Below are 25732 nucleotides of genomic sequence, written 5' to 3' on the forward strand. Positions count from 1 at the left end.
AATAATCCGCACACTCGCAGGCGTGCACAATTTGTTTTCATCACTTCCAGAATTCATGGGGACGTTACTCAAAACAATTGCGTTCTGCGGAATGACATACGGACAATTTGTCCGTTCCGATTATTACTTATAATCCCGACAAGTCGAGGTTTCTTCGATTTGAGGGAAGACACGCGGGATGAGCGTGGGGGAATCTCGAATGCGACTAAACACATGGAAGTCTACAATCGCTGCTGGTTTGCTGATTGGCCTGGGTTCAGGTTGCAGCTCAATGCACAATCAAACGGTCCGGGGACAAAGCCCGGAAGCTCAACTGCTCGTTCATGAGGAAGGCTGGAAAGCGACTCAGGGCGAGATTCAGCAGGTCGGCAGGGTCGATCCCCCTCTTCAGGGAGAGGTTAAAGGAGCGATTCAGAACGAGCTTTACGGCGAAATGACCACCCAGCACCGTTATCGTTCGGGTGTCGAAGGTCAAGTTGTGAATCCAGGCTTCCCGGGCCCTGGAATGGCGCCTGGACCTCGTGGCCGCAGCCCGTATGCCGGTTATGGCGGCTTTGACACACAACCCTGCCCGGCTGGTCCTTATGCAGGCTTCCACAATGCTCCCCCTTCTCACCAGGAGCAGGGCTGGGATCACGGCGGACGTCAGCATCGCGGCGTGTATAACTATCACACGTACACTTATCAGGAACCACGTGGCTTGTGCTACCCGGAACAAAATCAGCCGGGTGGAGTGGTGACGTATCCGTACTACACGCACAAAGGTCCCAGCGATTTCTTCTATCAGGGTGATACCAAATAATTTGTATCCCATTGATGTAGTTTCTCGTGAAGAGCCGTATTACGGCGATTCCCGACTCTGAACGAAAAGCTCTGGCCATAATTATGGCCAGGGCTTTTTGTCATTAATCATCTTGACCCGACGCGTCAGCGAGGGGACGGCGTTCAAGCTATAATTCGTTTGAACTTAAATCCACATAGAGTTTATGTCTTCTCATGCAAGATATCGTCAACGCAGAGAGAGCGTCATCAACCATCAACGCGTGCCCCTCGCTGACGCTTCGGTTTAAGAAAAGATAGATAAATCCATTCAAACGGGCAGTGCCCGATGAAAGATCCTGCAAAATGTTGCGTCAACTTGCACTCGATGATGCGTAAAAGTTGCAAGGAATCTGATTAATCAGACTCATCTACCGGAGAAGGTCTGGTCTGGAATATAGTACAACCGTCTCGGCAAATTAGGTCGACTTTTCCGTTTATGCGGAGAAACCTTGCCTGCGGTGTCGACCTGAACGATTACTGTAATCAGTCAAACTTTTTGGGCATCTTCAGGGCTTTCATCGACCGATGTAAGCAGTACATCTTGCCGAGACGGAATGTCTCCTGTTCCGCTGTCTGCTCGCCACTCATTCATTATCCACAGTTGAGAGAAATCATTCGACGATGATCAGTAAGCATCTCGCCTGTTGCACGTATTTGGCCGTTTTTGTTTCGGCAAATTTGACTTTTGGGCAATTCAAAGAGCCTAACTACGCACCTGCTCAGCAGGGTGTGATTCAGTCTCCGCGTATTATTCCGAAAACAACACATTCCAGCAATCAGGAATTGTTGAAACTCGTTGACGAAGCGATTGAAGTTTCGAGCAGACGCTACCTGATTGCCAACGAGCATTCTCCCTGGCAAATTTATCACGGAATGAATGCGTATCGTCACGATTTTCTGGTCGACTACAACGGCACCCTTGTTCCTGCATCTGACTGGTTGTCGCAAACCAATCCTCAGTTTCGCGGGCTGCCCTGGTTTGAAAAAACAGTGCATGGCGGACGGGCTCATCGGTTCACAAAGCCTTATCACTTCGAAGGACACCCGAATCAATCCCTCGCATTGATGGTGATGTGCAACTTCCCCTACGAACACACATTTATGACAGACGATGGTCCGATCACGATTCAGAACATCATCGATAATGCAAAAGCGGATTTGAATCCTCGCGAAGAATTGACATGGACACTCTGGTTCCTGACTCACTATCTCGATGAAGACGACACTTGGATGACCCGTCGCGGAGAAACATGGAATCTGGAGAAACTGGTTCAGAATCAAATCAATACCCAGGTTACCGAAGCAGCTTGCGGCGGAACTCACAATCTGTATGCACTTTCTGCTGCCCGAAACAATCACGTCCGCAATGGTGGTGAAATTCGTGGAGTCTGGCTGCAAGCCGATCAGAAGATCAAACGCTACCTCGTCGCTGCAAAATCGCTGCAACGACCAGACGGTTCCTTCCCCACTAATTACTTCCGAGGCTATGGCTATCCGAAATCCTTCAGCGAACAGGTTGCATCGAGCGGTCATATGATGGAATGGATTGTGGTCGGAGCCGACCAGACTCAACTGGATGACAAATGGATTGAGCAGGGCATTCAGCATATCAGCGAGAAGTTGATCAAATATCGCGATGAATCCGCTGAATGTGGCCCGCTGTATCATGCGGTCAGTGCACTGGTTTTGTACCGCGAACGTATGAATGGAGTTGCCTGGCCTCGACCAGAACAGGAGCCTTCCAGTATCAATCCGCTGCCTGCTGCTTCTACATTGACTAAAATTCAGGAGAGCCCAGCTGCCAGTGAACCTGCAACAATGTCTCCAGAACAGTCACTCGAAGCCAAGCCACTGCCCGAACAAACGGCCAAGAAACCAATCGACGTGACCGAGCAGGCGATGGACGGCAAAATCTCAATCAGCATTGATGAGTCGGATCTTTCCCGCAAACCGGTCGCAACCAAACCCGTTGAAATTTTGATCGCTCCGGAAGATGCTACGATCATCAAATAGTGGACACTCTGGAAATCTGATCTCGAGGAAATGATCCCAGCCTGCTACAGGTTTCGGGGTCATTTCTTTTTTTCTCAGGGGATTTGTCCGGCTTCCATGCATAAAAGTTCATTGAAATTAGTATTTAAAGGCCTCTCAGAGTTGAAATGTTAATTTTGATACGTCCTAATGAACCTTCACCAGCATTACTCCGTTATCAGGAGTGTTAAAAATGCATTCGCTCAGGAGATGGAGTGTCCATTTCTAAGATATGAGCGGACACGTGGGTCAAGATTAATACATCAGAGAGGGTTTGAAATGAAACAACTTTGCAAAATGGGCTTGGCTGTCCTGTTCGGCTGCACACTGACTTTAACCAGCATCGGATGCGATGGTGGTTCAGAACCAGCAGCAACACCACCAACAACTGATGGTGGCGGAGATGCTCCTGCTGAAGGCGGCTCAGAAGCTCCTTAGTTGAACCGTGGAACCTGTTCCACGCGAAACCAAATTAATAAGCCGCATGCGAAAGTATGCGGCTTATTGACGTTTAGGGGTTTGTCATTTCGGCTCAACAAATCCAAGTTCCAGCAGGCTTTGGACCAGTTTTTTTGCCAGCGGTCCGGCATCGGCTCCGCCTGAGCCGCCGTGTTCCAGCATGATGACAAAGGCATATTGAGGCCGGTCTGCTGGGACGTAGCCGATAAACCAGGCGTGACTGTCGCGATTGCCTCCCGTTTGAGCTGTGCCGGTTTTGCCTGCGATGGCAATCTCTTTCAGATAAGCCGTTTTGTGAGCCGTCCCTTTTGGACTCGCGACCGCTTCTTTCATTCCCAATTGGATGGCTGTGATAGTCTCGGGAGAGATTGGAATTGGTTTGGACTTTACAGGGGGGATGATGTCGGGTTTCTCAGAGTTTTCGCCTCCTGAGGCGATCCGACTGACTACACGAGGCGTGACCAGTTCACCACCATTTGCGATTAGGGCGGTCATCGTCAGCATCTGCAAGGGAGTTACGGTCAAATAACTCTGCCCGATCGCCAGCCCCAGATTGTCTCCCGGATACCACTGATACTTCCCCTCCGGCTGATTATCCCGAGGAGCAGGAACGTGTCCCGATTGCTCGAAGGGAAGGTCGACTCCGGTTGTGTTTCCGAATCCGAAACGATCGCACCAGGTGACCAGCGGTGCAGATCCCATGCGACGGGCAGCCGCAAAGAAGTAAACATTGCAGGACTGGGCGATCGCGTCTGTCAGAGTGATGTCTTCATGTCCGATGCCATACGACTGAAATATCGCACAGCGATGACTGAACGGGTCATCCAGAAAACCTCGGCACTGAAACGTCTCCTGGGGCACTCCGTCTGTTTCACAGAGGGCAACCGCCGTGACCGGTTTGAAGGTCGAACCGGGAGCCAGTAGAACCTGTGTCACCCGCGAGAGCAAAGGCGCCCGTTTATCGGAGTTGAGTTCCTGCCAATAATCAGAACTACCAATCGCCAGTTTCTGCAGGTCGGGACGCGGACTCGAAGCGGCTGCCAGCAGTTCTCCCGAATAGATATTCATCACCAGCACACAGCCACCCTGTGTTTGTTTGGCTGAGGGATCAACCAGGCCATCGGGTAAGGGAGGTATGAGGCTCGGTTCGGGAGAAATCAATTCATCAAGCATCTCTTCGGAAGCCAACTGCAGTTGACTATGCAGGGAGAGTACGAGATGTTTACCTGACTGACTCGATCTGATTTTTTCCGTTTTGATAAGATCGCCTGCCCGGGCCAGACTCACTTTCTGAGAGCCGGGAAGTCCGCGGAGGATTGAATTATAACTCCGTTCGACACCAAAGCGTCCCTGCCGATCCCCTGCCTGATAAGCAAGAGGGTCAGGACCTTCGAGTTCTGCACGTCGTTCGCGAATCTGATCTTCTCGCAGACTGCTACGTAAACCGATAATGTGACTGGCCAGATTTCCTCGGGGATAAATGCGCGTCGTGCTTGGGGCAATGCGTACCCCGGGATATTCTGACGGATGCGATTCAATTTCTGCGACCACAGACGTCGAAACGTTCTGTATGATCGGGTGATAATCGAGTTCTTCTCGGATCACAATGGGATCCGGACGACCGCGCGACGGCGGTTCGGTCAATTCGCTTTTGACGAGTTTCCAGACATCGTCCCATGAAGAAAACGAGCCGGAGCGTTCCTCCTGTTCTGCATCTTTCTTCTGCTTCTTTTCCAGCTGGTTACGGTCGACGACTTCGGCAATGCCTTCAACCTGCTTCTGGATTTTCTTCCGTGTTTTTTCAAACTCTTCGGGAGTAATGTTTCCAGCCAAGATCAGCTTCTGCCAGAGATTCTTACGTAACTCCAGAACTTGTTCTTCGGCTGCGTCGTCGGAGAGTTCTTTCAGTTCGAGCGAGCGTTTTTTCAGGGTTTTGACCTGACTTCGCAGCCAGCGGGGATCGGGAGGATCTTCGAGCCAGCGGTAATGGACCGAGACGTTGAAGCGTTCGTCATCGTAGGCGAGCAGTTGGCCATCACTGGAAAAAATCCGGCCATCGACTGCCGGGATCGATTCTTCGCGAATGGTAATCGGATTCGCGTTTTCGAGAAAACTCTGCTGCCGGTAGGCTTTGAGCTGGGAGATGCGAATACCGATGACGCACAACCCAACAATAGCGATCCCAATCAATAACCACGTGCGTAATTCAACCTGCCGGTCCAGACTCCAGGCCGACTCGCGCTGCTCCGCAGCTGCGTCGATGACCTGCCATTGCGAGTGAGGTTGATTTCGCATCCCTGAGTTCTCAATATGCCAACAATCCATTCAGGCGAGCCGAGTCAGTTATGACTCGGGTTTTCTCACGATCCTTGTGCGCCTCATTGAAAATAGTACCTATGGTAAACCAAACCCACCCGAGCCATGACTGGCTCGGGTCGCCTCTTTTTTCTTACCACTCGCGAGGTCGTACGCTTCCCTGGACTCGCAGCGGCAGTCCCATGATTCTCAGGAAGCCTTCGGCATCGTCCTGATTGTAGGTGCCGCCCCCTTCCATGCTGGCGATTTCATCGATGTACAGACTGTTCGAACTCTTCCAGCTCGCTACTCGGCAATTCCCTTTGTAGAAGGAGAGTTTTACTTCGCCGCTCACGGGTTTCTGTGCTTCTTTGATAAACGCCATCAGGGCATCCATCTTCGCACAATACCACATTCCATAATAGACCATCTCGGCCACTTCAGCCGACATCCGATCCCGCAGATGAGTCAGGTCGCGGTCGAGGGTCATCTGTTCCATAGCCAGATGAGCCGTGTAGAGAGCGGTCATTCCGGGAGCTTCGTAGACGCCGCGGCTCTTCATACCGACGTAGCGGTTCTCGATCAAATCGATCCGACCAACCCCATTACGGCCGGCAATTTCATTAAGTTCCGTCACCATTTCGAGTGGCGATTTGCTGGCTCCATTGAGTGTGACAGGAATACCGGATTCAAAGCCGACCGTCACAAACTCTTCTTTATCAGGAGCATCCTGAGGAGAAACCGTCATGCCGAAATCGATAACCGTCACACCATCGACTTCCGGATCTTCCAGCTTGCCGGCTTCGTAGCTGATGTGCAGACAGTTTTCATCGGAACTGTAAGGCTTGGAAGAGGTCGCTTTGACGGGGATGTTTTTCTCTTCGCAGTAGGCGAGCATTTCCGTACGACCGGGGAAGGCATCGCGGAATTCTTTCATGCGCCAGGGGGCAATAATTTTGACAGTCGGGTCAAGAGCCTCGGCTGCCAGCTGGAAACGACATTGATCGTTCCCTTTGCCAGTCGCCCCATGCACAAACGCAACCGCTCCCACTTCGCGAGCCCGTTGCAGACAAGCTTTGGAAATCAGCGGACGGGCAATCGAGGTTCCGAGCAAATAGATGCTTTCGTATTTGGCCTGCCACTGCAGAACCGGAAACGCAAAATCGCTGCAAAGTTCTTCCCGAACATCGGCAATTTCAGCAGAGGCGGCTCCGATATCCACAGCCTTCTGCATAATCGCCTTGCGATCTTCACAAGGCTGTCCGAGGTCGACATACAGACAGTGAACTTCGTAACCCTTATCCTGCAACCAGCCGATCAGAACGGAGGTATCGAGTCCACCACTGTAGGCCAGAACGACTTTTTCTTTACTCATCATGTTTCTTTCGTAGAACAATTATCAGTTGATTATTTGATGTTAATGATTTGCCACCAGTTTAGCAGGTCATTCCGAATTCTCATCTTTACGATATTTCGCAAACAACTCCGGCCGTCGGACAGAATCGGCTCCATGTTTTTCGAAGATCTTTTGAATCTCTTCACGGTTGGCAGATGCGTTGATCTGATCGATTGCCCGAAAACCATGATCATTCCGTTGTTCCGCATCGGCACCTGCTGTCAGGAGCAGATCGATCAGTGCCGTGTTTCCTAGAGCTACTGCAGACTGAAGCGGAGTCATTCCTCTAAATGCTTCGGAATTGACATCTGCACCGGCATCAATCAAGTCTTTTGCAACATCTAAAGCCAGGGATTGATTTCCTGTACGAGCAATTCTGTGAAGTGGTGTTTCCTTCTGGTTACCTGTGACATTCGGGTCAGCCCCGGCCTTTAACAGAAGTTTTACGATCTCAGCTTCGTCTGGAGAGGACAGAATAAATGTTGCATCATGGAGAGCAGTTGGATTAATTTTGTCTGACGAGTTTTTGATATTGGGATCCGCATTCCGGTCAAGTAAGAGCTTCACAGATTCCACTTTTTTAAACGTGACAGCCATGTGGAGCGGTGTGTGACCGTCAGCATCCAATTCATTGATATCGACTCCCATCTCCGCAATTTCAGGAATTAAATGGGGAAAATGAACCGCTGCTCCATGGAGTCCCAGGGAACGAAGATACTTCCGGTGTTGCTGAATTTGATAGAAATAAACATTGATGGCAATCACAATAATCACACCGACTGCGGCGATGGAATACAAATACCAGTCAAGCTTTTTCATGGAATCGTTACCTGCACCTGCTGGCCACTGGGCTCTAGCCTCTGGCCACTCCCTCTATTCCCACTCAATCGTACTCGGCGGTTTCGAACTAATATCATAAACAACGCGATTGACGCCGCGGACGGAATTTGTGATTCGTGTAGAAATTGTCTGCAATAATTCGTGAGGCAGTTGTGCCCAGTCGGCTGTCATGAAGTCGTCTGTGGTGACGGCTCGGATGGCCAGCACATATTCGTAAGTTCGGCCATCGCCCATCACTCCGACGGTCTGAATCGGAAGTATGACCGCAAACGCCTGCTGAACTTTGCGATATAGACCGGCATTCCTGAGCTCTTCCAGCAGAATCGCGTCGGCTTCCCGAAGAATCTCAAGTCGATCCGGCAAGATTTCTCCCAGACATCTCACAGCCAGTCCCGGGCCGGGGAACGGGTGTCGCCAGACCAGTTGTTCGGGCAGGCCGAGTTCGAGCCCCATTTTGCGGACTTCATCCTTGAACAGATCCCGCAACGGCTCAATCAATTCGAAACCGAGTTCTTCGGGCAACCCGCCGACATTGTGATGAGATTTAATGGTCTCGGCTGGGCCATCCGCATTCGCTCCTGATTCGATCACATCCGGATACAAAGTTCCCTGTGCCAGAAACCGGGCATCATCAATCGACTCGGCTTCTTTGCGGAAAACATCGATAAAGACTTTGCCGATGATTTTGCGTTTCTTCTGGGGATCGCTTTCGCCTGCCAGTTGATCCAGAAACAGCTTGCTGGCATCGACGACATGCAGATCCGTTTTGAAGTGATCCTGAAACTGATTGCGGACCGAATCCGATTCTCCTTTTCTCAACAAACCATTATCGACGAAAATACAGGAGAGCTGAGAGCCGAGTGCCCGGTATAACAGAGCCGCGACGACTGAGGAATCGACACCGCCCGACAACCCACAGATGACACGCGACTTGCCGACGCGTTCGCGAATCGAAGTAATTTCCCGGTCGATCAGCGAGGAAATTTTCCAGGTTCCTTGACAGCCGCATACTCGTCTCACAAAGTTGGCCAGTAATTGGCCGCCATGTTCGGTGTGGGTGACTTCCGGATGAAACTGCAGTCCGAAAGTCGGACGCTGCCGATGTTTGACCGCTGCATAAGGACAAGAGGAAGTCGCTGCCAATGAGATAAATTGCTCGTTCAGTTGATTCACCTGATCGCCGTGACTCATCCAGACGGTCAGTTCTTCGGGAATTTTCGCAAAGAATTGATTCGGCTCATGTACGCGGCAGGTTGTACGACCAAACTCACGAGATGTTCCGGGTGTGACGTCGCTGCCGAGATATTTGCAGAGAACCTGCATCCCGTAGCAAATGCCGAGCATGGGGATGTCGAGATCGAAAATCGCCGGATCGGGTTGTGGGGCTCCCTCGCCGTAAACACTGGCTGGTCCACCGGAAAGAATGATTCCTTTCGGATTGATTTCCTTGACCCGATCTGCAGATAAATCGTGGCGGACAATCTGACAGAACACATTCTGCTCACGGACACGGCGTGCAATCAGCTGAGCCGTTTGCGAGCCGAAGTCGAACACGAGCACAACTTCTTCGTTATTGGGAACGGTATCGAGTTTGACAGACTCGTTGGTGTGTGTCTCCGAAGCAGTCATAACACAGCATTCAAGGTTAGTGGTACTAAGTGGCGATTTGCCAAAGCGGTCCACACTGAAAACCAGTTACCATCTACTTGGACGCAGCAAATCGAATCCGATATGCTACCGAGCAATGAACTTCGGATCAATTCAAAGCCAGATCGGGGCGAGTTGATGTGTTATCTTTGAAGAATTTGAACCGCCAAGACGCCAGGGGGAAGAGAGTCCTCAATAGAAAAGATGACTTTTAATGAACCACGATATTTATATCCGCAGTTCTGAATAAAATTTTAGACTACTATACCGCGTTCCAAACTAAAACCGGAGAAATTCAACAATTTGTAAGAACACTGGTTCGTGCCAGAGAGATAACGGAAAACAATCAAACCCGGGGTGGCGGGGGCGCTCTCGAAGAGAAGCCCCCGAATGATTAAACGTCCGGGGGCTTCCGCTGAAGCGGAGCGCCCCCGCCACCCCAGAAGACCTTTTCAGGATGTCTAAGGAAATCCGGTTTCCAATTGGAACAGGGTTTAAGGCACGAAGACACTAAGAGATCCTTGATTCGAGAGAATCTGAGACAAATCAGCCGTATGTATTTGAGGGGGATTTTGTTGCTGAACTCTTCGTGCCTTTGAGTCTTCGTGGTTTATAATTAAAAATAACTGTCAATAATGAAATCCGTGAATATCCGTGTCCATCCGTGGTTCAAGATTTATCAATGTATTCAATTTGAACCCTCTTTTCCTTGGCGTCTTGGCGTTTCAATTAATCAAGATCATACTTAGAGTGTGGTCCGTCCCTGCTCCATCAGAAATCGACAGTTCCTATGATTTGCCCTTATTGCCGTCACGATGAAACGAAAGTGATCGACTCGCGCACGAATGCGGAATTTGCGATTCGTCGTCGTCGGGAATGTCTGGCGTGCAATCGTCGTTTTACGACCTTCGAGAAAATCGAAGAGTTGCCGATTAAAGTCATCAAAAAAGATGGCTCACGGGTTCCTTTCAACCGGGAGAAAATCCGCGAAGGTCTCGAAAAAGCCTGCTATAAACGTCCGGTCAGTGAGAACGACATCGAAACGCTGATCAGTCAGGTCGAAGCGGAAGTTTACGAAAACTTCGAACGCGAAATCCCCTCACGGATGATTGGCGAGCAGGTGATCGAGCATCTTCGCAAACTGGATCAGGTGGCGTTTGTTCGCTTTGCTTCGGTTTATCGGGAATTTAAAGACGTCAACGACTTCGTCGCAGAACTCGGCTCGATGCTGAAAGAACGGACGCAGAAGTAAAATTATTCGTTCCCAAGGAGGACCTTGGGAACAAGTTGAAATAATTTAGCGGCGTTCCATCAGATACAAGCCGATCATCGTGAACACAACACCCAGAATCAGCCAGATGGTCATCGGTTCTGCGAAGACAACCACCCCGGCTACCGAAGCCATGGCGATTTGAGTGGTGTTGAGCATATTTGTCTGCGTGACGGCCAAATGACGATAAGCGGTTCCAATGGCGTAAAATGCCATTGCATTGAAGACGCCCGCCAATTGCATAATGACGACTTCTTTAGGAGTTGTTGCGAGCAGGTCTTCCAGTGGATTACTGAGGAACGCGGCTGTTGTCATGGCAACGGTGCCTGTTGTGCTGATCAAAAACAGAGTGGCCGAGACCGGCAGGTTTTTGACATTCCGGCGAATAACCGTCCCGGCTAGTCCATAGCAGGTGCCGGCGATCATGGCTGAAAAAATGCCCAGCAGGATTTCTGCTCGCGTTGCTGTTTTCAGAATCGACTCCGAGGCTTCCCCCGCTCCCATGCTGAGAATTGTCACGGCGAACATCAGAATCGACATTGCCAGCAGCGTACGCAATGTGATCGGTTCTCCCAGAAACAAGCGACTGGAAACCGCGCCGGCTATTAATATCATGGCGAAAGTCATCGGGACTGTCATCGCCAGGCCGATCAAACCGAGCGCGAACTGGAACATCATGTTTCCGCCGAACTGCATCAGTAAGCCCGTTGCGATCAATGGCAGAAATAAGCCCTTGGGTGGAAATGCTGGGCGACCTTTGCGGTAATTATTGAGTACCAGCGTCCAGGTGAGGATGGTGGCGGGGATGGCTTTATGAGCAGTGATCCACATCGACCATTCAAGATTTCCGGGCCTGGCACTTTGCCGGAGTGCGATGTTGGCGCAGGTGTATCCCACTGCGGCGACCAGTGCACAGATCACTCCAAACCAGAGATGCGGATGTCCCTCAGCAGGTGAGTCCAATGCTTTGTCGGAAGTGGCAGTCTCGGGAATGGACATGAGGAGGGCTTTGTGTGCGGGGTAATTACAGCAGGGTGGCGGGGGCGCTCCGCTTTAGCGTAAGCCTCCGGAACAGTGACTTCTGGATATTGACGATACATGCACGAAGCGTAAGCGAGTGTGTGGAATTTTCGCGATATTAATACACACTCGCTTACGCTTCGTGCTTGTAAAAACTCACTCTTGAGTCTCGATCGATGTATCTTCAAAGTATGACGGCTTAATCCGGGATGTCTATTGAACATTGCTTTCGAGGTCGGATTCAGTCGGTTGTCTGGTGAGAACGTGGCTAGAAGAGTAAATTGTGTCAATCATTTTCGCTCGATTACTTGATGTTCTTCTCTGTTAACTGTGGAATTCGCCCATGCTCTGTATTTCTGTTACACCGACTTCACGGACACTAGCGAAGGTTGACCTGTTGAATGCATCCCGGCAGGGAGACATCATCGAACTTTGTATCGATCATCTGGCCAAGGAGCCGGATTTCAAGGATATGCTCGATGGGATCAGCAAGCCGGTGATTGTTTCCTGCCGACGTCAGCAGGATGGCGGAAAGTGGCATGGAACGGAAGAGGAACGTCTGACATTATTGAGGCAAGCCATTGTGGCTGGTCCCGATTACATCGAACTCGATCTGGATTTTGCTCCAAAAGTACCACGCTTTGGTAGTACGCAGCGAGTGATTGCCGTCACGAGAATGGATCGGCCCGAGTATGATATTGATTCGATTTTCGATGAAGCGGTCACGCATCGAGCCGATGTTCTCAAGTTCCGCTGGCCAACACCCTCCATGGATGAGGCCTGGCCATTGTTGGCCGCGGTGAGCCAGCGACGCGCTTTGCCGATTGTCGGTCAGGGCACGGGGCGACCAGAATTGACTTTCTCCCTGCTAGGTCAGAAATACGACTCGCCGTGGATTTATGCCGCTCTTGAAAAAGGAATGGAAGATCATCCGGGTCAGGCGACCATCGAAGAACTTCGTGATGTATATGCGATTGACGAAATTGATCGACAGACTAAATTCATCGCTGTCGCTGGTTTTGGAGAGACTGAACAGGAAACCGTCCGATTACTCAATGTGGGATTTAAATCGCTCTCGCTCAATACACGATGTCTGCCGGTTGAGATTGAAAAGCTCGATCGCCTCGGGAAGATGTTCGACATTTTGAAGATCAAGGTTTTGATTGCCAATTCGAAACTGGGGATGCGGATTCAATCGTTTGCGGAAGTGACTGACGAAGCCGATGCCGCGACCGGTTTTCTCGATTTGCTCCTCAAGCGAGCCGATGGCTGGCATGGATACAATTCGCTGCGACGCAGCACGCTGAAAAATCTGGAGCCGAAATTGAAGGAAGCGTTTCCGAATGAGTCGATGCTCAATCGGCGTACTGTGCTTGTGATTGGTAATGGCGGGCTGGCAAAAACAGCAGTCAGTATTTTTCAGAATAAACAGGCAATCGTCAGTTTGACAGGTCCCGATGAGAAAGTCGCCAAACAGGAAGCGAACGATCTGGAAGTGAGGCACGTTCCCTTCCAGGCATTGTACGATACGCATCATGACATCGTTGTTCTGGCTTCTCCCGATCTGCAAAAAGGCTCAGGTCGATTGCAACTCAATCCGTCCTACTTGCGGCCTGATTTATTGGTACTCGATTTCGCCAGCCTGTCCAGCGAACACCCACTGAGCCGGGAAGCAAAAGAACGGGGCTGCCTGCTGGTCGATGGTCGGGAAATCTGGCGGGATCAAATGCAAGCTCAGTTCAAAACAATCACGGGAGAAACCCTGCAAATTTCCTGATCGTTACGACGAGATTTTCTTTTTGTAGGTTGGGTTACGCGTTCCGCTAGAGCATATTCAAAAATTACCTGCAGCGTCCGGCAGGAGCAAACACAGCGTTTTCAGGGCATTTGAGGTCCAAGCGACTGCAGAGACCATTGGAAAATGGTCTAACTCAAGCTACGAATGAAATCGAGAGTTCACACGAATGACGTGTACAGAAATCCGGTTTCCATTTGGAATTCGACTTTGTTGTTTTCATGTTCAATTTTGTTTAACGATTCGACATTACAAAAGAGACGCCCTTGGAAATTTCTTCTTCTGTGCAGTGGATGCTGGCTGCTGTCATTTTCGTGTATCTGGTTGTGATGTATGCGATTGGCTTTGTCGCTCAAAGTAAAGTCGAGACGGCTGAGGATTTTCTGGTCGCTGGCCGCCAATTGCCGCTTTCGCTGGCGTGGATGACCTTGCTCGCTACCTGGTTCGGCGCGGGCACGTTACTGGCAGCAACTGATGAAGTTCGACAGGTAGGGTTACAAGCCGGAGCATTGGATCCCTTTGGAGCCGGTTGCTGTTTACTGCTGGCGGGATTGTTTGTCGCGGGGCCAATCTGGCGGATGCAGATTCTGACCGTTCCCGATTTGTTTCGACAGAAGTTCGGACCTGCAGCCGAGTTGATCGCCTCCCTGATTCTCGTTCCCAGCTACTTCGGCTGGATCGCGGCTCAGTTCACCGCTCTGGCAAATATGCTGGAACTCTTTTTCGGAATCCCCTTGAGTGCGGGACTCGTGATCGTGGCTGTGGTGGGGACCGGTTATACATTGATGGGAGGCATGTGGTCGGTCACATTGACTGATGCCGTGCAGATTACGCTGGTCTTAGTGGGACTGATCATTCTGACCATCGTCATTCTTACTGAACTCGGCAACGGGGCAGCCAGTTCCGGGAGGACAAAACTGTGGAAGGAAACTCCCCCGGAAATGTCGGTTATCATTCCGTATCAGGATGTCGCGGCTTTCTGGGGCTGGCTCGGTTTGTTCTTGACGGGAGCGCTGGGGAATCTGCCTGGTCAGGATTTGATGCAACGCATCTTTGCGTGCAAGTCGGATCGGGTCGCGAAATATGCCTGTTATACCGCCGGGGGGATGTATCTTCTGTTTGGCTTGATGCCGATGTTACTTGGACTGGCTGCCAATCTGCTGGTTCCCAACGAAGTCAACACGGCTGTCCTGCCTGCTCTCGCTCATGCGTTTCTGCATCCGGCTGTGGCGATTGTGTTTGTAGTAGCTGTGCTCTCAGCTGTGCTTTCGACAATCGACAGTGCGATTCTTTCACCAGCCAGTGTGCTGTCGCAGAATATCGGCGCACGATTTCTCAAGATGGATCTGCTGAAAATGAATCGCTATGCGGTACTGCTGGTTGCGGTTTGCAGTCTGGCGATGGCATTTGCAGGAGAGGATGCCTATGCGTTACTGGAAGAAGCGTATCTGCTGACGATGGTCGGCCTGTTTGTTCCCATGATGTTCGGTTTATATACGAAACCAAGACATCGCTATGCAGCTGTTGCAAGTATGCTGACGGGAATCTTTCTGTGGGGATTACACTTCGTGATGGGCTGGGAGACGTTTCTCACTCCACTTGAACCGCTGGCGATCTGGCCGGTTCCACTCTCGTTGACCATCACGGGGCTGGCGTTGATTGTCTATTTGATTTGCGAACCGCCGTGGAAATTGGAATGGGTGAAACCTTAAATAGCCTGATTTGTAGTAAATAATGAAATATAATTAGAAATAGTATTTTATGACTGATGGTTTATTCCCAAGACGGGTTGGTCGATTCGAATTTTTCAGAAGGTTTATGGCACTAATCGCAGTGACCATATGTTTGATGTTTACTGAGTTGTGGGCAACAGATTGTTTGCCATTAGGTAAGGAGCTTTCCACTGAGTTTGCATACATGTGGTTTCCAACATTAGCCCTCATTGTGATCTACGGAATATTTTTCCTTTGGATACCTAGACTTAGAGACATTGGTATCTCGCCTTGGTTTGTAGTGATATTATTTATTCCAGAATTTATCACATCTATTCAGACGTTGGTTCTGATCTGGAAAATGCTATGGTTTCTCGCCGCTATTTCAATACCATCTAAAATGCTTGAGGATTCAACTTTTCGTCCCAAATTACCTAACGAACAAAGCGAGTTACCTGAAGAATTAAATTGGTAATTTCAGTGACTTCAGAGTAATAGACCATTTTCAAATGATATATTACATATTGAGAAGGGTTCAGCACTTCGCAAACTCGAGTTCCAGCAGATTCTCCCGGAATCCAGACGATCCGTTCGACATTTTTTTGACACGCTCACTGTCCATGGCTTGTGTGACATGCAGTCGAGTCACAATGGAAAGATCGATGCTAGTGGTTGGAACCTTTTGACCTTTCGAGTCGTATAGCATTTTAACGATAGGCTTGTCAAAAGCTTTGAGGTTGGAACGAACGACAACGGCTATGGTGCCATCGTTCAGTTGAACGTAGGAACCGAGTGGATAGAGGCAAACTGTCTGCAAGAGTGCCTTAATCACTTTCGGTTCAAATTTCCGATTTTTGGCCAGATCCAGCATGATCTCGATGACCTGATAGGGCTCAATTGCTCGTCGGTGATCCTGATGGGTGGTTAATGCCACATATTCATCAGCCACGCCGGCAATTCTTGCCAGAGGATGAATTTGATTTCCATATCGCTGGCGTGGAGCTCCACTGCCATCCCAGCGCTCATGGATCTGATAGGCTACTTGACGGGCACCAATCGGCAAATCTGTTATCGCTTCGAGGGATTCGTACAAATGATACGGATTTTGTTGCAAGCGACTCTGCCCTTTTTCATTGGAATTATGCTTCTGCTCAGAGTGGCGATCCAGCTTGCGATTTTCTGCAGCTTTATAGATCAGGCAACCAATCCCCAGTTCTTCAATTTTGTTCCGAGGGTATTCGAGCACCGCAGCAATCGCCATCGCCAGTTCAGACACACGAACACAATGACTATATTCATCGGCCAGTTCAGCGGGATCGATCGCCAGTTTGACGAATAAATCCATATCAACCATCAAGCTTTCAATGGAGTCGACTGCCATCCCGCGAATCTGTCTTCCTTCTCGGATGCCGGAAGAGTCAACAGTCTGCAGGAACTGGGCAAGAGTCGCCCCGGCAGCCGCTCGCCTGGCTTTGAATTCGGTGACACAGGATTCATCATACTCAAGAGTGTGTGGCCTGTGGATTTGTTGTGAGAGTGGAGAAGTCTGTGTATTTTCAGCACGCAGCGTTTTATTCGAATGACTCGCAGGTTTGGGTTTGAGGATTCTCTCGATGCTTTTGAGGGATGCCCCTTGAGGTTTGCGAATCTGATCGGCAAACGAACTCTCAATCGCAACGCTGCAGATTCCACGAGCAGCCAGACGATTCAGGTACTGCTGAGTCACCTGAATCCCTTTGCCGATCAACAAAAGATTCTCATGCTGACCATCAAAGATGGGCGAGGGCAAAATGATACCTGCCCGCAATTGATCCAGCGATATAATAGTCGTCTCAGACATGGCCCATGCCTTTTCAGTACGAAGGAAGTTCTCTGTGATTTATTGTAATGATCTGTTTTGAAGATCCTTGCGATAGAACGTAACCACTCGTTTCAGGCATAAGAGTTCTGCCGTGAGAACATTTCGGGTTGCAATGTGCCGTCGCATAAGTTTTTCGTTGCTGTAATATTGGGATTTCTCCGACAGTATAAGGACTACGAATTATGAAATGATCAGGAAATCATGACTGCCAGATGTTCGGCCAGTGATTGATGTCCATGAAATTCGGGATTCATTTCCTGAAGTTGATCGTAAATGACAAGTGCCTGCTCAGGTAAAGAGACCGCAGGCAGAACATCGTTCCAGACCTGTTCCAACTTTTGCATTCCATTGGGAGTTTGCTTAAAAAGATCATTCAAAAGGCCCGACATTGCTACCGGTAATAATTCGGTATTGTAAAGCAGTTTGTCCTGGAGGATGCGATCCAACTGATGGTGCAGAAAAACGCAGCAGACCAGGTCTTCCGGAAACCCCCAGGAATCCATCATTCTGGCTGCCACAGATGCATGATCCCAGCCTAGTTCTTGCTGCTCCAGCTTTGCTAAATCAGTTTGACTCTCTTCACTGAGCTCCAACAGCTCACTGTATTTCGAGGCGAAATCGGCAGTCAGTGCGGGCAGGACAAGATCCTGCATTAAGCCAGCAGAGAATGCGAGATCTTCATCCATTCCAAGATGCCCGGCGACCATCTTGGAAAATAACGCGCGTTCCAATGAAGAAACCGCAAAGCGTTTCATGAGAATTAGTGGCGACTTCACATTGCGCATCATGCGGTTGGAGGCCAGAGAAAGCACAAACAACTTTGTCCGTTTTACTCCAAGCAGCATCGTGGCTCGCGATGCCGTCGCCGCCTTGTGGCGTAACATCATGGCTGAAGAATTGACATACTTAAGCAAATCGCATGTCAATGAACTGTCAGTATCAATGATTTTGCCCACCTCATTCGCAGAGGCATCTTCTCGCTGAGCAGCCCTGACAACTCGGAAAATGACGTCAGGCAATACGATCACTTGTAGATCGGGAGGAGCGATCTGAGGCTCACTCGTTAGAAGTTCTTTTCGGAAATCGGCCCAGTTCATTCGTACCGGCTCAGCTTACAGAGTTTTGGTGATCGATGATTTATTCTCCAAGCCTACGTTGCAATTTCACTGCAGTATTAGATTTACGATGTCACTTCTATTCAGTTTTTAATAATTTCCAATTCTGCCGAATGCACAGATGTCGCATAATGTGGGAATTGAATCGATTGAACGGCTTTTTAATGCTAGGAAATTCATCTGTGATCAGGCTTCTGGAGAATAATCAATAATTAACTGCAGTAAGCATTTGAAAATGGTCCATGTCGAAACGTTCATTTCATTCCCTAGGAAGTTTCCCCGTGATTAAGCGGGCAGAACGGTCGCGGGTGAGATATGTCCAACCCCAGAGGAAGAGTACCATCAATCGATTGCGAAACTGTGTAATTTCCATCAGGTGCACGAACAGCCAGATGAACCAGGCCATAATTCCGCTGACCTGCCGTTTCTTTTTTCCAACCAGTGCGATCGCCGCATAGCGGCCAATCACAGCCATGCTGCCCCGATCACGATAATGAAACGGCTTGGACGAACCTGAATTTCCACTAACGCGATCTTTGATGAGGTTCGCAACATAACTTCCCTGCTGCATGGCGACCGGAGCTAACGCCGGCAATGGGTCACCAGCTTCATTCTTCAGAAAAGCCAGATCGCCAATCACAAACAGGTTCTCATGTTCTCCAATCGAAAGATTGTTGTTGACCAGAATTTTTCCCACGCGGTTCGTTTCTGCTCCCGTCTCATCCGCCACGATTTTGCCAAGCGAAGAGGCTCTTACCCCGGCTGCCCAGATCACGGTTCGTGTATAAATTCGATTTTCTTCATCGCCGTGTTTCACCACGACATGGTCGTCCTGGATATCAGTCACCATAGAACTGGTCATTAGTTCGACGCCGAGCCGATCCAATTCTTCGCGGGATTTTTTGACTAACGGCGGCGGATACATGCCCAGCGGATCGGGCTGGCCTTCGCACAGTATGATTCGCAACTCTTCGGGATGCCCCCCTCGGAACTCTTTGGATAGCATATTGTGGCCGACATCAGACAGTGCACCGGACAACTCCACTCCTGTTGGCCCGGCTCCCACAATCACAAACGTCAAAGCCGCTCGACGTTCCTCTTCACTCGTCGCCAGATTCGCCCGCTCGAAGGCATATAAAATTCGCTTCCGAATTTCAGTCGCATCTTCGATCGTTTTCAACCCCGGTGCCTGCTCAGACCATTCCTCATGACCGAAATAACTGTGCGTCGAACCAGTAGCGATGACCAGAGAATCGAACGGAATCTGCCTGTCGTCAATATGAACGGATTGCGTTTCCAGATCTATCCCCGAAACCGCTCCCAGCAGAACCTGACAGTTTTTCTGCTTCTGCAAGATCGATCGAATTGGCGAAGCAATATTCGCAGGTGATAACTCCCCGGTCGCTACCTGATACAACAGTGGCTGGAACAGATGGAAGTTTCGTCGATCAATTACAGTGACTTCGACATTCGCTCGCTTTAGACCACGAGCACAGGCCAGTCCACCAAAGCCTCCACCAACAATAACAACGCGATGTGCTTGAGACATAAAGTCTGTTTCTTTCCTGATTCACGACATCATAAAACTTATCACGATATCTTTTAGGTGGCACGTCTCAGAACGCAGTGATCGCGCAAACCACGCCCTTCGCGATGCTCAGGGTCTGCCACCCTGTAATCAAATATTATGAGTCTTATGTAGTCAAATCATGATTTCTTCTTCATTAAACTCTTGAGTGTTTTCAAATTGACCGCATCCATCTCTTTGCCATCCCGCTCTTCCTTCTTCGTTTCCAGATACATCGGCAACTTCGAAAATCGTTTGTCATTCACCAGATGTCGAAATGGTTCGAGTCCCAGTTCCCCTTCACCGATATGTTCATGTCGATCAACTCGACTGCCCAGAGGCTTCTTACTATCGTTGATATGAAACGCTCGGATCCGGTTCACACCGACTTTTTCATCAAACTCCTCAAAGGTGGCTTTGTATTCCGACTTTTTAATCAATGGATAACCAGCAGCGAAAATATGACAGGTATCGACACACACCGACAACCGCTCGGCTACTTTCACCGTCTCCAGAATTTGCTGCAGATGCTCAAAGCGATGCCCCAGATTCGTTCCCTGTCCAGCCGTCGTTTCCAACCACAATTGACAGTGGTAACCTTTGGTCGCTTTATGAACCTGATCGATCCCCTGGGCGATGCGCTTCAAGCCCCCCTGTTCGGTATCTTTTACAAAGCTGCCCGGGTGCATCACAACGCCTTCGAGCCCCAATGCTTCCGCCCGTTCCAGCTCGATGATCAACGCATCACGAGACTTCTCGAACAACTCGGAATCCGGACTGGCCAGATTGATTAAATAACTATCGTGTGCACAAGGCGACTGAATTCCAGTTTCTTCAACCGCCTCTTTGAACATCCGGCAATCGTCATCGGTAAGCGGCTTGCCTTTCCACTGATTGTTATTTTTTGTGAAGATCTGGACGGTCTCCATTCCCAACTCAGCGGCTTTTCGTACGGCTTTGTAATATCCACCGGCTATGGAAAGATGTGATCCGAATAAAGGCATGATGAAACCAGATCTCTCAGAGAACTTATGAAGCATTCATCCCAAAGATGAATTGACTGATTTATAGTTCGTCTGGGACGCGGCTTGCAAACCATAAGGCTGATTTGTCATCGTTAACACGATGGATGAATTCTTGAGAAACTTCTCGGAACATTTTACTTATCGCCCAGCTTCCTGACGCGGCATTTTCGCCGGGCCGATCATATTGTTTTGCATTTGCACACTCTCTTTCTCTGGCACTTCAAATGCGACTGGCTTTTCTGCTTTTCTGCCGTAATCGGCCACGAGATTGCCAACAATATTGATCCGCTCGCAATCCTCACTCTCACAATTCACCGCTGCTCCATCCATTCCTGAAAACAGATTGCCTGTAATCAGAATATCTTCTGTTTTCTCCAGCACGATTCCGGCTCCTGCATCGAGTTGCATCGGAACTTTATGTTCCAGCTTCCTGCGAATTTCGCCTCCTATGTCGCTATTGCTGAATGTATTGGCGGAGATATTCAATCGTCCCGAATTCTCTCCCACTCGCACCGCTGCCTGATGCACGATGGTGAACGTATTGGCTGAGATCGCACACCCCCAGGCATCCCGCAAATCGATTCCCCCTTTGAGTTCATGAGCAATCACATTCGAACTCAATGTGATTCCATAACAATCCCGATCCAGAACAATCCCCCATCCTTCACACTCTTCAATCATATTCCCGGAAACGACAGAACCATAAGTGTTCTCAATCAAAACCCCATTCCCGAGATGGTCATCCAGATTGTTGCCATTCATCGTAAGGTTGTAACCATCCAGACAACGAACTCCATCCAGATTCTCTTCAAAGTGATTCGCGTTCACAACAATGTCATGACATCCCAGTAGCTTTACTCCGGCCTCTTTATTGTATGTGATCAGACAATCAGAAATGCGAGGGTCTTCATAACAGAAATCCAGAAAGATGCCGTGCCTTCCATTGTGATGAATGGAGACACCCTGAATGAAAATTTCTTCAATCCCGGCTGCATGAATTCCGTCACCACTTTTAGGATTGCCGGAAATCTGAAAATGATCCAGCTGCACCTGCCAGAGCCTCAGCTTTTTGTTCTCGTCATATCCTTCCGCACGAATCTGAATCGCTGGCTGGCCTTCTTCATTTTTATTAACCAAATGCGTCGCCGATCCTGCTCCGGTCAATCGCGTTCGTTCAGTGCGAATGACGACAGGCTCTGTTAACTCAAATGTCCCAGCCGGTAACACAACCATGCCCCCTTGCTGGGGAACGGCATCAATGGCCGCCTGAATCGAATCGAAGTCTTTGGCCTGAATGACGACCGCCGAGTTGGTCTGATCTTCTTTCGTCTCAGCAAAGCTCGGCGAAACTGTGAATGCTGACAGAGCAATAACGAAGAAGAGAGAGGAGGATGAGCGGAAGATGTTTTGTGCCATGAGAGACCTTCAATTCAAATGGTGAGATTCGCAATGGACTAATAAACGGAGTCCTTTCAGGATACGCCACACCATTTAATCTTGCCATGGAGTGGTCTAAGGATTTGAATATTGAATAATGAAAATTCTAAGCGTTCCTTAAGGAAAGAGGTGGATTCAATTTTGAAATGCACGGGTTTTGGGTTCGAACAGTTCGTGTGGTGATTTGAATTGGTACTTTTTGCGAGGCCGGTTGTTCAACTCCATCACAGCCGCTTGAATATCCTCGGCTTTCAGTTTACGGAAATCGCTCCCCTTCAGGAAGTATTGCCGCAGAAGCCCGTTGGTGTTCTCATTCTGGCCGCGTTGCCACGGCTGGCGAGCCGGAGCAAAATAGATCGCACAATGCAGGGCTTGCTCCAACTCTCGATGACCCGAAAACTCACTCCCGTTGTCCGTCGTCAAAGTTCGAATCAATGACGATGGCAACCCCTCAAACGCAAACACCGAAGCCGCGTTCAACGTCGATGCTTTCTTGTCCGGCAGATAGCTCGCCACAAGATAGCCGGTCTTGCGTTCGACATGCGTGACAATGTAGCCGGTCCCCTTTTGACCCTCGATGGTATCCGATTCCCAGTGCCCGATCCGCGAACGATTGCGTGCAGAAACCGGTCGCTGATCCATTGGCTTTTTGGTCGGGTCGCATCGTCTGGAGATCCCTGTGCCGTAGCGTTTGCGGCGTTTCTTTCTCGATTGACGCAGCTGCCTGTAGATGTTGCCGCCCTGCTTTTTGTTTGCTTTGATCCAGGCGTAAATCGTCTCAATGGATATTCGCATTCTGGCCTCCCGAGGATGCAGTCGCAAGAGTTGACCTGCAATCTGTTCCGGCGACCACTTGAGAGACAACTTATCGAGCAGGAATTCTTTGAGCGGAGCGTGGTTGAGTTTCCAGGGGAGTTTGCAGAGTTGTCGACGCCGTCGCGCTTTGCGGTCGGCTTTCCCGGCGAAATACTTCCCGGTCGCATCCGAATTCCGCCGCAGTTCTCGGGAGATCGTGCTGGGGTCTCGGGATAACTCGCGCGCAATTTCTATTCGAGAGTGTCCCAGGGCGTGCATGTGCGCTATGGAATCACGTTCCTCAGCAGTAAGATGCGTGTGTGACATTCGTGATTTCTTCTTAGTAGGATTGATGGTCGTTTGGTCAAAACAAACCATCTCACGAATGTCACTCTTTTTCCATCAACCCGTGCATTTCAAAATTGAATCCACCAGATGCTTGTAGCTCTACCGTTTTCTGGAGTGAAATTCACTTTTCTTTGGCAAAGTTTATTTTATAAATCAATCGAGAGCGTATTGATTCCCAATCCTCAGTTTTGACCGATCCTAAATCGATTTCCTGACTGCGTCGATTTATTACTTTTGTCCATTCGTGAGAGAGTTGTGGCGGTTGATTATCTGGAAGATTCGCAGCCAATTCATCAATCAAAAGAAGACGTTCTTCTGCATTCAATAACAAAGCTTTCTGCAAAATAGCCTGATCATTAGTCAATTTGAGATTCTTTGAATTGGTCATGATGAAATCAAAATCACATTAGCTCTCTTTACATTATTCCAATTGGCAATTGACTTTCCGTTCATGATAGAAATTCGTCGATTTTAAGTATCGTATTCTCCATCCCAAGGCTCAAAGAATGCCATGTAATTTCCAGGTTGCATTTCGATTGCTGGTTCGTCTTCTTCGTCTTCAAGCTCACGGGGGATCAAGCCAAAAACAATTCCATATTGTTCAACTTGAAAAGGTGAAACATTGATATCGCAGAAAGTCACTCGTCCGAGTGACTTTAATCGTTTATCCAGCAATTCTCTTGCTTCCTCTTTATTTAGTTCAGAGCGGCTTCCAAGATTGTCAATCTGAGCTTCAAGCAACTTCCCATCAATACTGAAAGTGTATAAAGCGATAAACTCGTAACCCCTTTCATCTCCGTAAGCGGGAACAAATGGAGTCGTCAATATAAATTGTCGGTTATCTTCGGTTTGACCGATATGATTCGCATAGTATTCGTCGTGCGATATGGGGATTATATCTGGGATGTTTGCCATGAGAATCTACTGATAAGATTTGTATGAATTACGTAAGCTAAAAATCCTAACAGTTCGCATTAATTTCAGGCAACACATCAATCAAACAAAAAAGCCGGATGATTTCTCACCCGGCTCTCATATTATCAATTAGTCTCCACCGCGAACTGCAGGAGCACACGAAGCGACCTTAGTCATTGTGCGCCCATGCGACTGCCCCCGGTCGAGCGGAACGCTCGGTTAGATTTTACCGAAGACGGTTTTGCCTGAGCTGAGGAGGTCGTCACAGGCTTCGCCGAGGCGATCGGCTACGCCTTGTTCGCCGGCTTTGAGGTAGGCGCGAGGGTCGTAGGCTTTTTTGTTGCCGATTTCACCGTCGACTTTGAGAACGCCATCGTAGTTCTTGAACATGTGAGCGGCGATGGGTCGGGTGAAGGCGTATTGAGTATCGGTGTCGATATTCATTTTGATGACGCCGTAAGCGAGGGTTTCGCGGATCTGCTCGTTCGGTGTGCCGGAGCCGCCGTGGAAGACGAGGTCGAAGGCTGCGTCTTTACCGTACTTGGCAATGACGGCATCCTGACCAGTCTTCAGAATTTCCGGACGCAATTTCACGTGACCTGGTTTGTAGGAGCCGTGAACGTTTCCGAACGTGGCGGCGAACATGTAGCGACCGAGACCGTTGAGAGCTTCGTAGACAGCGACCATGTCATCGGGAGTTGTGTAGAGTTTCTCGGCTGGCTGATCGGAGTTATCGATGCCGTCTTCTTCACCACCGACAACACCGGCTTCAACTTCCAGAATGATTTCGTTTTCTGCACAGAGCTTGAGCAACTCTTGAGAGAGTTTCATGTTTTCATCGAGTGGCAACTCGGAGGCATCGAGCATGTGAGACTGGAACAGGTTGCCTTTACCGGCGGCACGGAACTTGGCTGTTTCGGCGATCAGTGGTTTGAGGAAGCTGTCGACTTTGTCTGGCTGACAGTGGTCGGTGTGCAGAGCGATCATCACATCGTATTTGGCAGCCAATCTGTGAGCGGCTTCTGCCAGAACGACCGCTCCTTCAACCGCACAGCCGACGTTCAAACCGGACGCGAATTTTCCACCGCCGATGGAAACCTGAATGATGCCGTCGGACTTTTTGTCTGCAAAACCCTTGAGAGCAGCATTCAAAGTGACCAGAGACGAAATGTTGATAGCCGGGTAAGCGTAGTCGCCTTTCTGGGCGGCATCAATCATTTTTCCGTATTGTTCGGGTGTTGCGATAGGCATTTTACAATTCCTGTGAGTTCGATTTGTCCGTTATTTACCAATTCAATCGTTCACAGATTGATGATTATTGCTCGGGAATTCAAGCGTGAGAGTAGAGAATGAGAGCATTCAACCTAATATCGCCTCACGCA

21 protein-coding genes are annotated in these 25732 nt (G+C 49.4%); 7 read left to right on the forward strand and 14 right to left on the reverse strand.

What is annotated here, in order from left to right; translation table 11 throughout:
- Positions 1-199 precede the first annotated feature (199 nt).
- The 3 genes from Pan54_RS20255 to Pan54_RS25950 all read left to right on the forward strand — a co-directional run bounded on the left by Pan54_RS20255 (position 200) and on the right by Pan54_RS25950 (position 3291).
- A complete protein-coding gene (locus Pan54_RS20255) occupies positions 200-802 on the forward strand; it encodes a hypothetical protein (RefSeq protein ID WP_146505212.1) in 603 nt (200 codons plus the stop codon).
- Between the two features lie 641 nt (positions 803-1443).
- Positions 1444-2835: a hypothetical protein gene (locus Pan54_RS20260; RefSeq protein ID WP_146505213.1), complete on the forward strand. Its 1392-nt coding sequence runs from the start codon at positions 1444-1446 to the stop codon at positions 2833-2835.
- 297 nt (positions 2836-3132) lie between these two features.
- Positions 3133-3291 carry a hypothetical protein gene (locus Pan54_RS25950; RefSeq protein WP_165441883.1) on the forward strand — a complete coding sequence of 53 codons (159 nt, stop codon included), beginning with the start codon at positions 3133-3135 and terminating at the stop codon, positions 3289-3291.
- 84 nt (positions 3292-3375) lie between these two features.
- On the opposite strand, the gene Pan54_RS20265 is transcribed toward Pan54_RS25950, so the two are convergent.
- From Pan54_RS20265 to guaA, 4 genes are all read right to left on the reverse strand, one after another.
- On the reverse strand, positions 3376-5607 hold the full coding sequence (locus Pan54_RS20265) for a penicillin-binding transpeptidase domain-containing protein (RefSeq protein WP_165441884.1): 2232 nt from the start codon (positions 5605-5607) through the stop codon (positions 3376-3378).
- Between the two features lie 154 nt (positions 5608-5761).
- Positions 5762-6982, reverse strand: coding sequence for an argininosuccinate synthase (locus Pan54_RS20270; RefSeq protein WP_146506511.1), 1221 nt, complete (start codon positions 6980-6982; stop codon positions 5762-5764).
- A 69-nt stretch (positions 6983-7051) separates the two neighbouring features.
- Positions 7052-7822, reverse strand: a complete 771-nt coding sequence (locus Pan54_RS20275) for an ankyrin repeat domain-containing protein (protein ID WP_146505215.1) — start codon at positions 7820-7822, stop codon at positions 7052-7054.
- A 54-nt stretch (positions 7823-7876) separates the two neighbouring features.
- On the reverse strand, positions 7877-9472 hold the full coding sequence (gene guaA / locus Pan54_RS20280; protein ID WP_146505216.1) for a glutamine-hydrolyzing GMP synthase: 1596 nt from the start codon (positions 9470-9472) through the stop codon (positions 7877-7879).
- A gap of 808 nt (positions 9473-10280) precedes the next feature.
- Between guaA and nrdR the strand changes: the two genes are divergently transcribed.
- On the forward strand, positions 10281-10742 hold the full coding sequence (gene nrdR / locus Pan54_RS20285) for a transcriptional regulator NrdR (protein WP_146505217.1): 462 nt from the start codon (positions 10281-10283) through the stop codon (positions 10740-10742).
- A gap of 45 nt (positions 10743-10787) precedes the next feature.
- Here nrdR and Pan54_RS20290 read toward each other — a convergent pair whose 3' ends face one another.
- Positions 10788-11759 (reverse strand): DMT family transporter, encoded by a 972-nt coding sequence (locus Pan54_RS20290; protein WP_146505218.1) that lies wholly within the window; start codon positions 11757-11759, stop codon positions 10788-10790.
- Between the two features lie 364 nt (positions 11760-12123).
- Here Pan54_RS20290 and Pan54_RS20295 point away from each other — a divergent pair, with 364 nt between their 5' ends.
- The 3 genes from Pan54_RS20295 to Pan54_RS20305 all read left to right on the forward strand — a co-directional run bounded on the left by Pan54_RS20295 (position 12124) and on the right by Pan54_RS20305 (position 15762).
- Positions 12124-13557, forward strand: coding sequence for a type I 3-dehydroquinate dehydratase (locus Pan54_RS20295; RefSeq protein WP_146505219.1), 1434 nt, complete (start codon positions 12124-12126; stop codon positions 13555-13557).
- A gap of 284 nt (positions 13558-13841) precedes the next feature.
- Positions 13842-15287, forward strand: coding sequence for a sodium:solute symporter family protein (locus tag Pan54_RS20300; protein ID WP_146505220.1), 1446 nt, complete (start codon positions 13842-13844; stop codon positions 15285-15287).
- A gap of 49 nt (positions 15288-15336) precedes the next feature.
- On the forward strand, positions 15337-15762 hold the full coding sequence (locus Pan54_RS20305; protein ID WP_146505221.1) for a DUF805 domain-containing protein: 426 nt from the start codon (positions 15337-15339) through the stop codon (positions 15760-15762).
- Between the two features lie 60 nt (positions 15763-15822).
- On the opposite strand, the gene Pan54_RS20310 is transcribed toward Pan54_RS20305, so the two are convergent.
- The 9 genes from Pan54_RS20310 to fbaA form a co-directional block, all read right to left on the reverse strand.
- Positions 15823-17127, reverse strand: a complete 1305-nt coding sequence (locus Pan54_RS20310; protein WP_146505222.1) for an HD-GYP domain-containing protein — start codon at positions 17125-17127, stop codon at positions 15823-15825.
- Positions 17128-17339: 212 nt separating this feature from the next.
- Positions 17340-18245 (reverse strand): HDOD domain-containing protein, encoded by a 906-nt coding sequence (locus Pan54_RS20315; RefSeq protein ID WP_146505223.1) that lies wholly within the window; start codon positions 18243-18245, stop codon positions 17340-17342.
- A gap of 277 nt (positions 18246-18522) precedes the next feature.
- On the reverse strand, positions 18523-19812 hold the full coding sequence (locus Pan54_RS20320) for an NAD(P)/FAD-dependent oxidoreductase (protein WP_146505224.1): 1290 nt from the start codon (positions 19810-19812) through the stop codon (positions 18523-18525).
- A gap of 158 nt (positions 19813-19970) precedes the next feature.
- Positions 19971-20834: a deoxyribonuclease IV gene (locus Pan54_RS20325; protein WP_146505225.1), complete on the reverse strand. Its 864-nt coding sequence runs from the start codon at positions 20832-20834 to the stop codon at positions 19971-19973.
- A 159-nt stretch (positions 20835-20993) separates the two neighbouring features.
- Positions 20994-22271 (reverse strand): right-handed parallel beta-helix repeat-containing protein, encoded by a 1278-nt coding sequence (locus Pan54_RS20330; RefSeq protein WP_146505226.1) that lies wholly within the window; start codon positions 22269-22271, stop codon positions 20994-20996.
- 156 nt (positions 22272-22427) lie between these two features.
- A complete protein-coding gene (locus tag Pan54_RS20335; protein ID WP_165441826.1) occupies positions 22428-23414 on the reverse strand; it encodes an IS30 family transposase in 987 nt (328 codons plus the stop codon).
- 142 nt (positions 23415-23556) lie between these two features.
- Positions 23557-23823 carry an addiction module protein gene (locus Pan54_RS20340; protein ID WP_146505227.1) on the reverse strand — a complete coding sequence of 89 codons (267 nt, stop codon included), beginning with the start codon at positions 23821-23823 and terminating at the stop codon, positions 23557-23559.
- An 83-nt stretch (positions 23824-23906) separates the two neighbouring features.
- Positions 23907-24350: a hypothetical protein gene (locus Pan54_RS20345; RefSeq protein ID WP_146505228.1), complete on the reverse strand. Its 444-nt coding sequence runs from the start codon at positions 24348-24350 to the stop codon at positions 23907-23909.
- Positions 24351-24569: 219 nt separating this feature from the next.
- On the reverse strand, positions 24570-25601 hold the full coding sequence (gene fbaA, locus Pan54_RS20350) for a class II fructose-bisphosphate aldolase (RefSeq protein ID WP_146505229.1): 1032 nt from the start codon (positions 25599-25601) through the stop codon (positions 24570-24572).
- Positions 25602-25732: the final 131 nt, after the last annotated feature.

The organism is Rubinisphaera italica, assembly GCF_007859715.1.
In the GTDB taxonomy this organism is placed as follows: domain Bacteria; phylum Planctomycetota; class Planctomycetia; order Planctomycetales; family Planctomycetaceae; genus Rubinisphaera; species Rubinisphaera italica.

Bases quoted from the DNA above. Each gene is read 5' to 3' on its own strand.
- guaA (WP_146505216.1), bottom strand. From the start codon at position 9,472: ATGACTGCTTCGGAGACACACACCAACGAGTCTGTCAAACTCGATACC.
- Pan54_RS20310 (WP_146505222.1), bottom strand. From the start codon at position 17,127: ATGTCTGAGACGACTATTATATCGCTGGATCAATTGCGGGCAGGTATC.
- Pan54_RS20260 (WP_146505213.1), top strand. From the start codon at position 1,444: ATGATCAGTAAGCATCTCGCCTGTTGCACGTATTTGGCCGTTTTTGTT.
- Pan54_RS20330 (WP_146505226.1), bottom strand. From the start codon at position 22,271: ATGGCACAAAACATCTTCCGCTCATCCTCCTCTCTCTTCTTCGTTATT.
- Pan54_RS20320 (WP_146505224.1), bottom strand. From the start codon at position 19,812: ATGTCTCAAGCACATCGCGTTGTTATTGTTGGTGGAGGCTTTGGTGGA.
- Pan54_RS20335 (WP_165441826.1), bottom strand. From the start codon at position 23,414: ATGTCACACACGCATCTTACTGCTGAGGAACGTGATTCCATAGCGCAC.
- Pan54_RS20325 (WP_146505225.1), bottom strand. From the start codon at position 20,834: ATGCCTTTATTCGGATCACATCTTTCCATAGCCGGTGGATATTACAAA.
- nrdR (WP_146505217.1), top strand. From the start codon at position 10,281: ATGATTTGCCCTTATTGCCGTCACGATGAAACGAAAGTGATCGACTCG.
- Pan54_RS20270 (WP_146506511.1), bottom strand. From the start codon at position 6,982: ATGAGTAAAGAAAAAGTCGTTCTGGCCTACAGTGGTGGACTCGATACC.
- Pan54_RS20345 (WP_146505228.1), bottom strand. From the start codon at position 24,350: ATGGCAAACATCCCAGATATAATCCCCATATCGCACGACGAATACTAT.
- fbaA (WP_146505229.1), bottom strand. From the start codon at position 25,601: ATGCCTATCGCAACACCCGAACAATACGGAAAAATGATTGATGCCGCC.
- Pan54_RS20275 (WP_146505215.1), bottom strand. From the start codon at position 7,822: ATGAAAAAGCTTGACTGGTATTTGTATTCCATCGCCGCAGTCGGTGTG.
- Pan54_RS20305 (WP_146505221.1), top strand. From the start codon at position 15,337: ATGACTGATGGTTTATTCCCAAGACGGGTTGGTCGATTCGAATTTTTC.
- Pan54_RS20295 (WP_146505219.1), top strand. From the start codon at position 12,124: ATGCTCTGTATTTCTGTTACACCGACTTCACGGACACTAGCGAAGGTT.
- Pan54_RS25950 (WP_165441883.1), top strand. From the start codon at position 3,133: ATGAAACAACTTTGCAAAATGGGCTTGGCTGTCCTGTTCGGCTGCACA.
- Pan54_RS20315 (WP_146505223.1), bottom strand. From the start codon at position 18,245: ATGAACTGGGCCGATTTCCGAAAAGAACTTCTAACGAGTGAGCCTCAG.
- Pan54_RS20255 (WP_146505212.1), top strand. From the start codon at position 200: ATGCGACTAAACACATGGAAGTCTACAATCGCTGCTGGTTTGCTGATT.
- Pan54_RS20290 (WP_146505218.1), bottom strand. From the start codon at position 11,759: ATGTCCATTCCCGAGACTGCCACTTCCGACAAAGCATTGGACTCACCT.
- Pan54_RS20340 (WP_146505227.1), bottom strand. From the start codon at position 23,823: ATGACCAATTCAAAGAATCTCAAATTGACTAATGATCAGGCTATTTTG.
- Pan54_RS20265 (WP_165441884.1), bottom strand. From the start codon at position 5,607: ATGCGAAATCAACCTCACTCGCAATGGCAGGTCATCGACGCAGCTGCG.